Source organism: Helicobacter sp. 23-1044, assembly GCF_053654695.1.
In genome coordinates, this window is the sequence record NZ_JBSIUQ010000003.1 from 1 (window position 1) to 12583 (window position 12583).

The 12583-nt window shown below is 40.5% G+C and carries 14 protein-coding genes and 1 pseudogene; 12 read left to right on the forward strand and 3 right to left on the reverse strand.

All coding sequences use genetic code 11. The features are described from left to right. Positions 1-230, forward strand: a 230-nt coding sequence (locus tag ACWIUD_RS03725; RefSeq protein ID WP_454146856.1) for a hypothetical protein, incomplete at its 5' end; no start/stop codon positions are given. A gap of 351 nt (positions 231-581) precedes the next feature. Here the strand turns inward: ACWIUD_RS03725 and ACWIUD_RS03730 are convergent. Together ACWIUD_RS03730 and ACWIUD_RS03735 are read right to left on the reverse strand one after the other, a co-directional pair. Beyond that, positions 582-929, reverse strand: a complete 348-nt coding sequence (locus tag ACWIUD_RS03730) for an LpxL/LpxP family acyltransferase (RefSeq protein WP_454146858.1) — start codon at positions 927-929, stop codon at positions 582-584. A 9-nt stretch (positions 930-938) separates the two neighbouring features. Then, positions 939-2393: a Ppx/GppA phosphatase family protein gene (locus ACWIUD_RS03735; RefSeq protein ID WP_454146860.1), complete on the reverse strand. Its 1455-nt coding sequence runs from the start codon at positions 2391-2393 to the stop codon at positions 939-941. Between the two features lie 109 nt (positions 2394-2502). On the opposite strand from ACWIUD_RS03735, the gene ACWIUD_RS03740 reads away from it, so the two are divergent. Beyond that, the gene (locus ACWIUD_RS03740; RefSeq protein WP_454146862.1) at positions 2503-2718 is read left to right on the forward strand and encodes a hypothetical protein; all 216 of its coding nucleotides are present in this window, start codon (positions 2503-2505) and stop codon (positions 2716-2718) included. Positions 2719-2778: 60 nt separating this feature from the next. Then, positions 2779-3414, forward strand: a complete 636-nt coding sequence (locus ACWIUD_RS03745; RefSeq protein ID WP_454146864.1) for an ankyrin repeat domain-containing protein — start codon at positions 2779-2781, stop codon at positions 3412-3414. A gap of 150 nt (positions 3415-3564) precedes the next feature. Here ACWIUD_RS03745 and ACWIUD_RS03750 read toward each other — a convergent pair whose 3' ends face one another. Next, a complete protein-coding gene (locus ACWIUD_RS03750) occupies positions 3565-3834 on the reverse strand; it encodes a hypothetical protein (protein ID WP_454146866.1) in 270 nt (89 codons plus the stop codon). 99 nt (positions 3835-3933) lie between these two features. Here ACWIUD_RS03750 and yejB point away from each other — a divergent pair, with 99 nt between their 5' ends. The 9 genes and pseudogenes from yejB to ACWIUD_RS03795 all read left to right on the forward strand — a co-directional run. Then, positions 3934-4983, forward strand: coding sequence for a microcin C ABC transporter permease YejB (yejB, locus tag ACWIUD_RS03755; RefSeq protein WP_454146868.1), 1050 nt, complete (start codon positions 3934-3936; stop codon positions 4981-4983). Then, positions 4984-6087 (forward strand): ABC transporter permease subunit, encoded by a 1104-nt coding sequence (locus ACWIUD_RS03760; RefSeq protein ID WP_454146870.1) that lies wholly within the window; start codon positions 4984-4986, stop codon positions 6085-6087. Then, the gene (locus ACWIUD_RS03765) at positions 6077-7939 is read left to right on the forward strand and encodes an ATP-binding cassette domain-containing protein (protein ID WP_454146872.1); all 1863 of its coding nucleotides are present in this window, start codon (positions 6077-6079) and stop codon (positions 7937-7939) included. The genes ACWIUD_RS03760 and ACWIUD_RS03765 overlap by 11 nt, the downstream gene beginning before the upstream one ends. Then, positions 7936-8439: a thermonuclease family protein gene (locus tag ACWIUD_RS03770; RefSeq protein WP_454146874.1), complete on the forward strand. Its 504-nt coding sequence runs from the start codon at positions 7936-7938 to the stop codon at positions 8437-8439. Before ACWIUD_RS03765 ends, ACWIUD_RS03770 begins: the two co-directional genes overlap by 4 nt. A gap of 78 nt (positions 8440-8517) precedes the next feature. Further along, positions 8518-9336 (forward strand): peptidyl-prolyl cis-trans isomerase, encoded by an 819-nt coding sequence (locus tag ACWIUD_RS03775; RefSeq protein WP_454146876.1) that lies wholly within the window; start codon positions 8518-8520, stop codon positions 9334-9336. A 74-nt stretch (positions 9337-9410) separates the two neighbouring features. Beyond that, positions 9411-10334, forward strand: coding sequence for a class II fructose-bisphosphate aldolase (locus tag ACWIUD_RS03780; RefSeq protein ID WP_454146878.1), 924 nt, complete (start codon positions 9411-9413; stop codon positions 10332-10334). A gap of 12 nt (positions 10335-10346) precedes the next feature. Further along, the gene (gene efp, locus ACWIUD_RS03785) at positions 10347-10910 is read left to right on the forward strand and encodes an elongation factor P (protein WP_454146880.1); all 564 of its coding nucleotides are present in this window, start codon (positions 10347-10349) and stop codon (positions 10908-10910) included. 9 nt (positions 10911-10919) lie between these two features. Then, a complete protein-coding gene (locus tag ACWIUD_RS03790) occupies positions 10920-11309 on the forward strand; it encodes a glycosyltransferase family 2 protein (RefSeq protein WP_454146882.1) in 390 nt (129 codons plus the stop codon). Further along, a pseudogene (locus tag ACWIUD_RS03795) lies at positions 11306-11632 on the forward strand (glycosyltransferase family 2 protein); the annotation flags it as partial. The gene ACWIUD_RS03790 and the pseudogene ACWIUD_RS03795, both read left to right, overlap by 4 nt. Positions 11633-12583: the final 951 nt, after the last annotated feature.

A 12583-nucleotide genomic window follows, 5' to 3' on the forward strand; every position in this document is an offset into this window, starting at 1 on the left:
GGGGTGGTAATGCGTCGTCTCGTGCGCGTATTCGCGGGAGTTTGAAAAATCCTCGCTCGATGGACGAATTAGTCCTATCTTCGCTCGAATTTTTCGGCACAACCCACGAATCCATCGCACGATACTTCCGCACAGGACGCTTTTTTTGGTTAATTTTGCTGACGCAAAATCGCCATTACTTCGATTGTTTTAAAAGACAAAAATCGCAGAATCTCGCACGAAATTCGTAGAATCTGCCAAAAAAAATTGTCATTCTGAGCGAACAAAATGAGCGAAAAATCTCTAAAATTATCCGTCATTGCGAGAAAATGAGCGAAGCGAATTTTCGTGGCAATCCGTATGATTTGCTAGTGAAACGAGGCAAACAATAGCTTTCATTGATTTCAATTTTGCCGTTTTCTTACATTTTTTTGCGATTAAGATTCTAATTTGCTTAAAGATTTTACAGAGCGTAACCTCTAAAATATGTGATTTTTGATATTTTCGTAGAAACATACAATAAAACTGAACGAAATTTATTCTCTGAGATTTGGGAGCGAATTATATATTTATTTTTCATCACGCGTATCATAAATCAAATCTCATTTGTTAGAGATTGAGTTAAAGAGAGTCTTTTCTTTGTCCATACAAATAAGCCGTGCTGCATTTAAAATCACAAAGGCGAAATTTTGATATGCGCGATTTATGATTCGCTCTTTTTCGCCCTGTGGCAACGAATCGCCAAAGGCTAAATTTAGATTCGTAACACAATCGCGCCTCCGCCGTCTATCAAAAATCCTAAACAAAAATGCCAGAAATTTGATATTGTAAAAAAAGATTTTATCATTCATCAAAGATAGCCAAAATCCCGTGAAATACGCAAAAATCATAATGGCACAATCTAAAATTTTACGCGTGAATCTTTGTAAAAAATGTGACATTTTCATCATAGTAAATCCTCACTCAAAGGCGATTTTTAGGGTTGAATCAGGCAGATTTAACGCCAAAATTTTCTCTTTTAGCAAATAAAAATCGCTTTTCACGCGCAAAGTATCATCGCTAAACTCAAACGCCACGCCTTTTGGGCTTAGAGACGCCACTTCTGCCACGCTCAAAACAAAGCTAAGCCACTGCAAAATAGCGATTGGCGGCATAAGTTTGCTAATGTATAAAATCTCATCGTCCTTTGGAATGCGCTTGTCGCTGTATTTCACAAGCAGACTAATTATCGCCCTATCAATGTGCGAATAGCCGTAGTTTAGGGCGTTTAGGATAAAATACGCGCTGTGATTATACATCGAATAAAATCCAAGCGAATCGCCGATTTTATTTAGCCCAGCGGCATTTTCAAGGTGAAAGAGATATTTTGGCGGAATCTTATGCTTTGGCGCAAGTAGGTTAAAAAGCAAAGTCGCATTCTTTTTAACCGCGCCTTGCGCCCTTTCATTTATGCAAAATCTATCAATTAGGCTACGATAGGACGGATTAAAGCCATTTGGAAACAAAAAGCGCGAATTGCGAAGCAAATCGCTTAAAAATACTCCCTCACGCACTCCCACGCCACTTGTGATAACGCTTTTTGCGCCAAATTTTTCAAGCAACATTGACAAAATTAGCGCACCTTCACGGATATTATCCTCCCTATCTTGTGGCACTTGAAGCGCACGAAGCCCCTTAATATCGCTTGTGTAGATTTCTTTGAAAAAATCGCTATATTTTTGGACTTCAAATTCATAGCCGTGAATCGTGTTTATGGGGTATTTTTCTTTTTTCATTATCATTTTTGAGAGAGCGCGAATCGTGCCACCTATGCCAAAAACGCACTCATTTTTAAAATCAAATGATATTTTTTCAAATTCGGTTTGAATGAATTTTTTTGCTTTTTTTATGTCGATTTTCGCGCCTGAAAATAGCTCTTTTAGGCGAATCGTGCCAATGTTTAGGGAGATTAGATTTTGGAGTTTGCCATCTTTTATAATTGCGCACTCCGTGCTACCACCGCCTATGTCGATTGTAATGCCATCTTTTTTGTGAAGCAGATTCGCACACGCCACGCCCCCAAAAAATGCCTCTTTTTGCCCATCAATGACTTTGATTCGCACACCTGTTTTGCGCTTTACGCGATTTAAAAACTCTGCCCTATTTGGCGCGTCTCTTGTCGCACTTGTCGCTACGCAAAGGATTTTTCGCGCTTTGTAATTTTTGGCAATGCCTACAAAATCACAAATGGTATTTATGGCGCGCTCCATCGGCACTTCTTGCAAAATCCCGCCATTTTCATAGCAATTTTCGCTGATTCGCACCTTGCTTTTTACTTCATAGATTAGATGAAAACCAAAGCGACTTGTCCGCTTAAAAATCGCCATTCGTGCGGAGTTTGAGCCTATGTCAATAACTGCTGTAATCTTACTCATAATCACCCCTTAAAAATTTTGGATTGTAGCAAAAATATATTTAGATTTGGCGAATTTTGTGGAGTAGATTCAGCGAATCGCGCGAAAATCGTAGAATCTAGTGTGTTTTTTGGCAATTTTTGGCGATTCGCAGAATCTTAAAAAAATTCTCCCCCTCCCTTGCGGAGGGGGATTAAGGGGGTGGGTAAAATCAAAAAATCCATCTTTGCGAGACGAATCGCCGATTCGCGCAAAGCAATCCAAAATCAAAAGCGATTCATCGATTCGCCGATTCGCCTTGCAATTACAAAAATTTCACACCAAATCTACACAATTTTATTTTTAAATCTCATTTAAGCAATGTGATATAAAATTCGCAAAATTTTATTTAAAAAAGGGGATTTAGATGACAAAAAATCTACTTTTGATTTTTATGCTAGCCATAGCACAGATTCAAATAGCGTGGGCGAACTATGATAGAGACTTAATCAGTGCGGCAGTGGTTGGCGACTTAAATGAAGTTAAGTCGCTAATATCCAAAGGTGCTGATGTGAATATGAAAGATGAATTTGGTGGCACTGTTTTAATGAAGGCTTCAATGTATGGACATTTTGAGATTGTAAAATTTTTGGTATCCAAAGGTGCGAATGTGAATGCGAAAGACAAAGATGACAGCACTGCTTTAATAGAGGCTTCATTCTATGGACATTTTGAGATTGTGAAATTTTTGACAGAAAAAGGTGCAAATGTGAATGCGAAAGACAAAAATGGCTGGACTGCTTTAATTGTTGCTTCGCTCTATGGACATTTGGAGATTGTAAAATATTTAGTCGCAAATGGCGCAGATGTAAATGTAAAAGATGATAGTGGCAACACTGCTTTAATAGAGGCTTCATCAAGAGGACATTTTGAAGTTGTAAAATATTTAGTAAAAAAAGGTGCAAATATGAATGCGAAAGACAAAAATGGCTTCACTGCTTTAAATTGGGCAAAAACTAGCGAAATAAAGCAATTTTTGATAAACAATGGGGCGAGAGAATAGGGATTTGATGGAGCTCCACTCTGTCATTGCGAGGCAGTTTGAGCGTAGCGAACACAACGAAGCAATCTATTTAGTGGATTCGTGAATCTTATGCGAATCGCGGACTTTAAGGCGAATCTGTGGGCAGATTCTAAAATCTAATTTATTGATTCAATTTTGCAACATTTGGTTTTTAAATCTTTTAGATTCGCGTGTTTTGGATTGCTTCGCCTTGCTATCGCAAGGACTCGCAATGACGGGAGGGCAGATTCGTGTGATTTGGATTGCCACGAAAATCCTGCGGATTTTCTCGCAATGACGGGAGGGCAGATTCGCGGGATTTGGATTGCCACGAAAATCCTGCGGATTTTCTCGCAATGACGAAAAGGGCAAATTCTGCGAATTGTTTTGGCAAATCGTAGATTCGCCTCGCAATGACAATTTGGCACATTAGATTTTGCGATTCGCCAAATCCCAAAGCAAAATTTTGCTACAATCGCGCACTAATTTTTAATAGACTTAAATTTGGAGTAAATCTTTTTGCGCACCTATATTTTGAAGCGAATCTTTTTGCTAATCCCCACGCTCTTTGGCATAATGTGTATAAATTTTGCCATCATTCAGCTATCCCCTGGCGGTCCCATTGAGCTACTTATCTCCAAACATAGCGCGTTAGCGACAAATGAGCTAAACGCGACAAATCTAAATGATAGCTTTTACAAAGGCAGGGCGGGTGTAAGCGATGAGAGTTTGGCGGAGTTGCAAAGGCTCTATGGCTTTGATAAGCCCATAGCCACGCGCTTTTTTAAGATGATAGGCGATTATGCGCGTTTTGATTTTGGGGAGAGTTTTTATCGCAAAAGCCCTGTGGTGGAGATTATCAAAGAAAAGTTGCCCGTATCAATCTCGCTTGGGCTTTTTAGCACTTTGCTAATTTATCTCATATCTATCCCGCTTGGTATTAAAAAGGCGGTGCGAAATGGCTCAAAATTTGATGTGATTTCAAGCATTATCATAATCTTTGCATACTCGCTCCCTGCGTTTATTTTGGCGATTTTGCTAATCATTTTGCTTTGTGGTGGCAATTATTTGGATATTTTCCCGCTAAAAGGCATAATAAGCGATGATTTTGCGAATCTCACGCCCTTTGGCAAAGTCAAAGATTATCTTTGGCATATAACTCTGCCTGTGTTTTGTATCACAATCGGCGGATTTGCCACGCTTGGGCTACTTGTCAAAAACTCATTTTTAGATGAATTAAGCAAACAATATGTCCTAGTGGCGCGGACAAAGGGAATAAGTGAATCGCAAGTGATTTATCGCCACATTTTTCGCAATGCGATGTTGCTAGTCATCGCAAGTTTTCCTAGTGCGTTTATGGCGATGTTTTTTAGCGGTTCGCTGATGATTGAAATCATATTTAGTTTGGACGGGCTTGGACTTTTGGGCTATGAATCCATTGTCAATAAGGACTATCCTGTGATTTTTGCGTCCTTGTATATTTTCACGCTTTTAGGGCTTGTGGTGGGGATTATTAGCGATTTGACTTACGCGCTAATTGATAGGCGAATCGACTTTGAGGGGCGATAAATGGGCGAATTTTGGTATCATTTTCGGCGCAAAAAACTAGCATTTTTTAGTGCGATTTTGTTTTGCGCCATTTTTATTGTGAGCCTTTTTGCGCCCTTTATTGCGAATGATAGGGCGATTTTGATTTATAAAGATTCGCGCTTTTATTTTCCTATATTTGTGGATTATGTGGAGAGTGATTTTATCGCAGAATCTAGCGCGAAAATCGCAGAATCTAATATAGATTCTGCGAATCTAGGCGAATCAAATGCCATTTTTGAATTTGGCATTGATTATAAAGACCCGCATTTTAGGGAGCTTTTGGGCGATGCGATTATTATAAATCCACCCATTCCTTATAGATATGATACGATAATCTATGATTTGTCCGCGCCACCGCCAAACTCGATAAATAGTGGTTCGCCAAATGCCAAAAATCTACTTGGCACGGACGACAAAGGCAGAGATTTATTTGCGCGTTTGCTTTATGGAGTGCGAATCTCCCTTATCTTTGGGCTAATTTTAAGTTCGATGAGTTCGGCAATCGGCATTTTTGTAGGCGCGTTGCAGGGATTTTACGGCGGGAGAGTGGATATTATCACACAAAGGCTTGTAGAGATTTGGGCAAGTGTGCCGATTTTGTTCGCTCTAATCATCATTTCTAGCTTCATCGTGCCGACATTTTGGCGAGTGCTTTTCATCGTGCTACTTTTTTCGTGGATTAGTTTGGTGGGGCTTGTCCGAGCGGAGTTTTTGCGGGTGCGAAATTTTGACTTTGTCAAAGCTTCCCGTGCGCTGGGTGCGAGTGATTTTAGCATTGCATTTCGCCATATTTTGCCAAATGCGCTAATTTCGACTACGACTTATTTTCCTTTTATTTTGGCTGGGAGCATTGCCACGCTTACAACGCTTGATTTTTTGGGCTTTGGGCTTCCCGCAGAATATGCGAGTTTGGGCGAAATCCTAAATCAAGGCAAGGACAATCTAAACGCCCCGCATATTGGCATTATCGGCTTTTTAAGCGTGAGTATTTTGCTGTCGCTTTTGGTGTTTATCGGTGAAGGCGTGAGAGATAGCCTAAATCCAAAGCATTCACGCGCCAATGGGAGTGAAAATGCTATTTAAACTCCAAAATATTAGCTTTAAATTTTGCAATTTCGCGCTAAAAAATATCAGCTTTGAGTTGCAAAAAGGCGAGATTTTAGGCATTATTGGCGAATCTGGCAGCGGCAAAACGCTTTTGTCCCTGCGAATCTTGGGGCTTTTAGATGGTGTGCGCGAATCAAAGGGCGAAATTATTTTTAATGGGGCGCGTGTCGAATCTATGCGCGAATTTTTAGGCAAAGAAATCACATATATCCCGCAAGAGCCGTTAGTCGCGTTAAATCCACTGCATAGGATTAAAAAGCAAGTGTGCGAAATTTTGGAGTTGCATAATCCAAAAATGCCAAAAAATGCGCTCGATTTGCGATTCGCAGAGCTAATGAAAATGGTTGATTTGGATTTGAAATTTGGCGAAGTGTATCCTTATGAGTTGAGCGGAGGACAAAGGCAGCGTGTGTTAATGGCAATCGCTTTGGCAAATAATCCAAAAATCATCATTGCCGATGAGCCGACAACTGCGCTTGATTCGGTTTTACAAAAGCAGATTTTGGATTCGTTGCGGGATTTGAGTGCAAAACTAGACATTGCTGTGATTTTGATTACGCATAATATTGCGGTGGTGCGCCACTACGCAGATAAGATTTTACTATTAAAGAACGGCGAAATGGTGGGAAAAGTAGCAAATTTAGACAAATCATCATTGCAAGGCAAATCTAGCGTAAATAATCCGTCATTGCGAGTGAGCGAAGCGAACGCGGCAATCCACGATTCAGATAGCACGATAGATTGCCACGATTCTGCTTCGCAGAATCTCGCAATGACGAAAAATGGCGCAGATTCTGCGAAAAGCAACAAAAATGCAGAATCTAATAAAAAAATCGCAGAATCTCACACAGCGCACGATTCGCAAGCAAACAATCGAAGTAATGGCGGTGTTGCTTTGCGTTGTTTTGATGCGGAACGAGCGAAAATAGGACTTGGCGACCATTCGCGCGAAGTTTCGTATCAAAACAACGAAAATGAATACCCCAGAACAAATTGCCTACAAAATCCATATTTACGCGACTTACTAAACGCCACTCATTTTAGCTACAAAAATCCAAATCTAACCGATGAGATTTTGCTAAAAGTGCAAAATTTAAGCGTTTTTCACACGGCAAAAAAGCACCTTTTTGGCAAAAATACGACTAAAAAAACTCTGCATAACATAAATTTTAGCCTTAAAAAAGGCGAAATTTTAGGCATTATCGGCGAATCAGGCAGTGGCAAAAGCACCCTTGCACTTGCGCTTTTGAACCTTATAAAATATGACGGCGACATTATTTTTGGCACACAAAATTACAAAGAGATTCGCAATTTTCGCGCATTTCGCAAACATATCCAAATCGTTTTTCAAGACCCAAATTCATCGCTAAATGCGCGGTTTCGTGTGCGTGAGATTATCAAAGAAGGGCTTGATATTCACTACAAAAACGACAGCACAAAAGATAAAAAAGTCGCCGAAATGTTGCGATTTGTGGGGCTTGATTCGAGCAATCTCACGCGATTCCCAAGCGAATTAAGTGGCGGACAAAGACAGCGAATCGCAATCGCACGCGCCCTAATCCTAAATCCGCAAATTTTAATCCTAGATGAGCCCACAAGCGCACTTGATAAAATCACACAAAAGCAAGTGTTAGAGCTTTTGCTTCGCTTAAAAGATGAATTTGGTTTGAGCTACATTCTAATTACGCACGATTTGGGGATAATCCGCGCATTATGCGACTCTGTAATCGTGCTAAAAAATGGCGAAATTGCCGAAAGTGGCGATAAATTTATGCTAGAATCGCCCAAAAATCCTTATACCAAATCACTAGTGGAATCGATATTATGAAAAATTTTGCTTTGCTTGTGGCATTTATCATAGCGAATCTTGTGTCAAATCTTTGTGCCATTGATGGAATCCCTGAGCGCAAATACTTGCTAAATAGCTACTACAACCCAAATCGCCTTGTTTTTCGCCTAAGCAAATACAGCTTTGAATGCTCAATGCTAGGCGCATCTGTGCCGTATTTTAGCGCGAAAAATCCCTGCAATAACGAAAAATTTCGCATTATGAGCCATCTCACAATCGGCTATATGCAAAACAATCTCAATTTAGAGCAAATGTATAGCGTTCGCGTGGTAAATGGCTACTGCCTTATTGCATATAGCAATGCCCTGCTAAATGAAAAAATGGTTGCAGATGGCTTTGCGGTGGTAAATAAGGATGGGGTAGATTCTGCGTTTTTAGAGAAAATGCTACATTTGCAGAATCTCGCACAAGAGCGCAAAGCAGGACTTTGGAATAGCTTTTATAATGAAATGCAGTGTTTTAGTGAGAGCTATAAATAGATTCTGCGTTTTATTGACAAAAAACATTGATAAATGTAGAATCCGCAACTTTAAACCCAAATTTTTAAGGAGAATTTTATGAGAAAAGTTTTAGTTGCATTAAGCCTAGCGGGGCTTATTTTTAGCAGTTTGAGCGCGGAAGTGTATGCAAAAGTCGATGGCGAGGAAATCACGGACAAAGATTTGATGTTTTTGCGCCAAGCAATGCCGAATTTGGATTTGGCAAATCTCCCAAGCGACTTAAAAGATAAGGCGATTGACCAAGCAATCGAGCGCAAATTACTCACACGCGAGGCAAAAAAGGACAAGCAGTTAGAAAATACGCAAGAGTATAAAGATGCGTTAGAAGCATTTAAAGATGAATTGATTTTGGGGCTTTGGACACAAAAGCAATTCGAAGCAGTGCAGGTAAGCGACAGCGAAGTCAAAAAGCACTACAACGCAAACAAAGACAAGCTAATTCAGCCAGAGACAGCAAAAGCAAGGCATATTTTGGTAGCGACTGAAAAAGAAGCAAAAGATATAATCGCCGAGCTAAACAAAGCAGGGAAAAACGCCGAATCAAAATTCGCCGAGTTAGCAAAAGCAAAGTCCGCTGACAAGGGCAGTGCAGAGCAGGGCGGTGAGTTGCCACCATTTGCGCGTGAAGGGCAGATGGTAGCGGAGTTTTCAAAAGCAGCATTTGCACTTAAACCAACTACATACACCAAAAAGCCCGTGAAAACGGACTTTGGCTATCACATCATTTATCTAAAATCCATTCAGCCCAAAGGCGTGGTAAAATATGAGGACATTAAACCACAGCTTGAAAATGATTTGAAACTTAACAAAATCCGCGACATTATCGCAAAAAGGGCGCAGGATTTAAAGAAAAAAGCAAAAATTGAGATGAAGTAGATTCTGCGAATCGCAGAATCTACGCTAATTTTGGCGCAGATTCTGCGTTTTATCAAATAAAAAAGGTTTTAAAAATGTTAGTTTCAGGCAATGAAATTTTGCAAAAGGCACACAAAGAATACTACGGCGTGGGCGCGTTTAACTTTGTAAATTACGAAATGTTAAGCGCGATTTTTGAAGCGGCAGACATCGCTAAATCTCCCATAATCGTGGAAGCAAGTGAGGGCGCAATCAAATATTTAGGCATTGAAATGGCGGTGGGAATGGTGAAAATTTTAAGCGCGAAATATCCGCATATCCCTGTCGCACTGCACCTAGACCACGGCACAAGCTTTGAATCTTGCGAACGCGCCGTAGAAGCGGGATTTACAAGCGTGATGATTGACGCATCGCATCACCCATTTGATGAAAATTTGGAGCTGACTTCAAAAGTCGTCAAAATGGCGCACGAGCGGGGCGTTAGCGTGGAGGCGGAGTTAGGGCGACTAATGGGGATTGAGGATAATGTGAGCGTTAGCGAAAAGGACGCTGTGCTGATTAACCCAAAAGAAGCCGAAGTTTTTGTGAGAGAGAGTGGCGTAGATTCACTTGCTCCCGCTATCGGCACAAGCCACGGGGCTTTTAAATTTAAAGGCGAACCAAAGCTAGACTTTGCGCGTTTGCAAGAAGTCAAAAAGCTCACAAATATCCCGCTAGTTTTGCACGGCGCAAGTGCGATACCAGACTACATAAAAGAGTCGTTTTTAGCTACAGGTGGGGATTTAAAGGGCAGTAAAGGTGTGCCGTTTTCATTTCTAAAAGAGGCAGTCAAAGGCGGGATAAACAAAATCAACACCGACACGGATTTGCGCATAGCATTTATTGCGCAAGTGCGAAAAGTCGCAATAAAGGACAACACGCAATTTGATTTACGCAAATTTTTCACACCGGGCAAAGAGGCGATGAGAAACCTAATAGTCGAGCGAATCAAAGTGCTAGGCAGTGAAAATAAAATTTAAAAAGGACGCAAAATGGCAATTTCAATGGGCGATTTAAAAAAAGGTTTAAAGATAGAAATTAGCGGTGTGCCGTATCGAATCGTAGAATATCAGCACGTAAAGCCGGGCAAAGGTCCCGCATTTGTGCGCGTGAAAATAAAGTCATTTTTGGATGGCAAAGTGATTGAAAAAACCTTTCACGCGGGGGATAAATGCGATGAGCCACACTTGGAGGAACGCGCTATGCAGTATCTCTACCACGATGGCGATAGCTTTCAGTTTATGGATTCGGCAAATTATGAGCAGATTAGTTTAAGCGATTCGCAGGTGGGCGATGTGGCAAAGTGGATGAAAGAGGGCATTGCCGTATCGGTGCTTTTTCACAATGGCAAGGCGATTTCTGTCGATGTCCCGCAGGTTGTAGAGCTACTCATCACAGAAACCGCGCCAAATTTTAAGGGCGATACTTCAAGTGCGGGTAAAAAACCAGCGACTTTGGAGACAGGCGCGGTGGTGCAGATACCTTTTCATATATTAGAAGGCGAAGTGATTCGCGTAAATACCGAGAGCGGCGAGTATTTGGAGAAGGCGAAGTAGATTTTACGTATGCTAATCTCCATCATCATCCCCATTTATAATGTCGAAAAATACATTGCACGATGTTTAACATTTTGTATAAATCAAACTTTTAGCAATATTGAGATTCTACTAATTGATGATTGCGGAAGTGATGATTCCATAAAAATCTCGCAATCTTTTGCAAAAAAAGATAAACGCATAAAAATTATAAAAAATCCTTATAATTTAGGATTATTCCACACAAGAATAGTAGGCGAAAAGCACGCAAAGGGGCATTATATTTTGCCACTTGATGCAGATGACTTTATCTCTCAATTTACCTGCAAGATTTTACATAGGGCGATTTGTGGCACGAATGCTTTTCTAAAAAATATAAAACTTTTTAGAAACATTCTAATTGGGGGGGGGATTATATGAATAATCCCTGCATTTCCATCATCATCCCCATTTATAATGTCGAAAAATACATTACACGATGTTTAACATCTTGTATAAATCAAACTTTTAGCAATATTGAGATTCTACTAATTGATGATTGCGGAAGTGATGATTCTATAAAAATCGCGCAATCTTTTGCAAAAAAAGATAAACGCATAAAAATTATAAAAAATTCTCACAATTTAGGCACTTTTAATGCAAGGATGAAAGGCATAAAAGAAGCAAGTGGATATTATTTATTATTTTTGGATGCAGATGATTATTTGGCATTAGATGCGTGCGAAGTGGCATTTGGCGCGGTCAAAGAGTCTTTTGATAATAATCCGTGCGAAGCACCCAAAACTCGCCCGCTTCGTGGTGCAAAAAATCGGATTGAAGGTTGCAGTAGTGTAACCGCCGATTTTTTGCTAGAAGCGGATAAGCGAGGCTCTCCCCCTAAAAGCGAAAAGCGGCAGCTTTTGGGGACACAATCAAATAGTCGGGGGGAGCGGGAGCGGGGTGCAGCCCTTTTGCGAGAAAAAACAAACGAAACTAATTTAAAAAACGGCGAAAATATCGAAGAATCGCAGAATCTAAAAAGAGATTCTTCGCTTCGTACTTTGCACTCCGCTCAGAATGACAATATAATCGCAGATTCTGCGAATGAAACAAATATCGCAGAATCTACCACTTTTGATTTAGATTCTGCGCCAGATATTATATTTTTTGGAATGGACTTTTATCCACGCACTTTTAGACGCATTTCACCGCCGATTATTACGAAGACTCTCCATAATGGGGAGATTTTGGAAGCTGTTTTCGCCCATTGTGCCACACCTCCGTGGCACATATGTGCGAAGCTTTATAAAGCTTCGCACATTAAGTATGTGGGGGAGGTCATCGTGGCACATATGGGCGAAGATAAGCGTCTTACGATGGCAGAGGATGCGCTAAAAAGCTTTTGGATTTGCGCGCTTGCCAAAAAAAGCATAGGCATTCCAAATAAACTATATTTTTATTGCGATAATGATGCCTCAATCACGCGCAAGATAGATATGCAGACGCGAGATAAGCGCATTGGCGATATTTCGCGCGTGATAGAGGAATTAGAGGATTTGCAAAATGTCCCCATTTTAACGCAAAATCCGTCTTTTAAAGTCGCTCAAAAGCGCACCATTGCGATTTTAAAAAGTGTCGTTGAGTTAGAATACCGCTACGATGGAATGTTTGATGAGGGGGGGGGCAAATATGATTTTAGCTTATTTGAAAGCCTG

Coding starts and splice junctions, on each gene's coding strand:
- ACWIUD_RS03790 (WP_454146882.1), top strand. CDS start 10,920: ATGCTAATCTCCATCATCATCCCCATTTATAATGTCGAAAAATACATT.
- efp (WP_454146880.1), top strand. CDS start 10,347: ATGGCAATTTCAATGGGCGATTTAAAAAAAGGTTTAAAGATAGAAATT.
- ACWIUD_RS03730 (WP_454146858.1), bottom strand. CDS start 929: ATGATGAAAATGTCACATTTTTTACAAAGATTCACGCGTAAAATTTTA.
- ACWIUD_RS03760 (WP_454146870.1), top strand. CDS start 4,984: ATGGGCGAATTTTGGTATCATTTTCGGCGCAAAAAACTAGCATTTTTT.
- ACWIUD_RS03775 (WP_454146876.1), top strand. CDS start 8,518: ATGAGAAAAGTTTTAGTTGCATTAAGCCTAGCGGGGCTTATTTTTAGC.
- ACWIUD_RS03735 (WP_454146860.1), bottom strand. CDS start 2,393: ATGAGTAAGATTACAGCAGTTATTGACATAGGCTCAAACTCCGCACGA.
- ACWIUD_RS03770 (WP_454146874.1), top strand. CDS start 7,936: ATGAAAAATTTTGCTTTGCTTGTGGCATTTATCATAGCGAATCTTGTG.
- ACWIUD_RS03765 (WP_454146872.1), top strand. CDS start 6,077: ATGCTATTTAAACTCCAAAATATTAGCTTTAAATTTTGCAATTTCGCG.
- ACWIUD_RS03780 (WP_454146878.1), top strand. CDS start 9,411: ATGTTAGTTTCAGGCAATGAAATTTTGCAAAAGGCACACAAAGAATAC.
- ACWIUD_RS03745 (WP_454146864.1), top strand. CDS start 2,779: ATGACAAAAAATCTACTTTTGATTTTTATGCTAGCCATAGCACAGATT.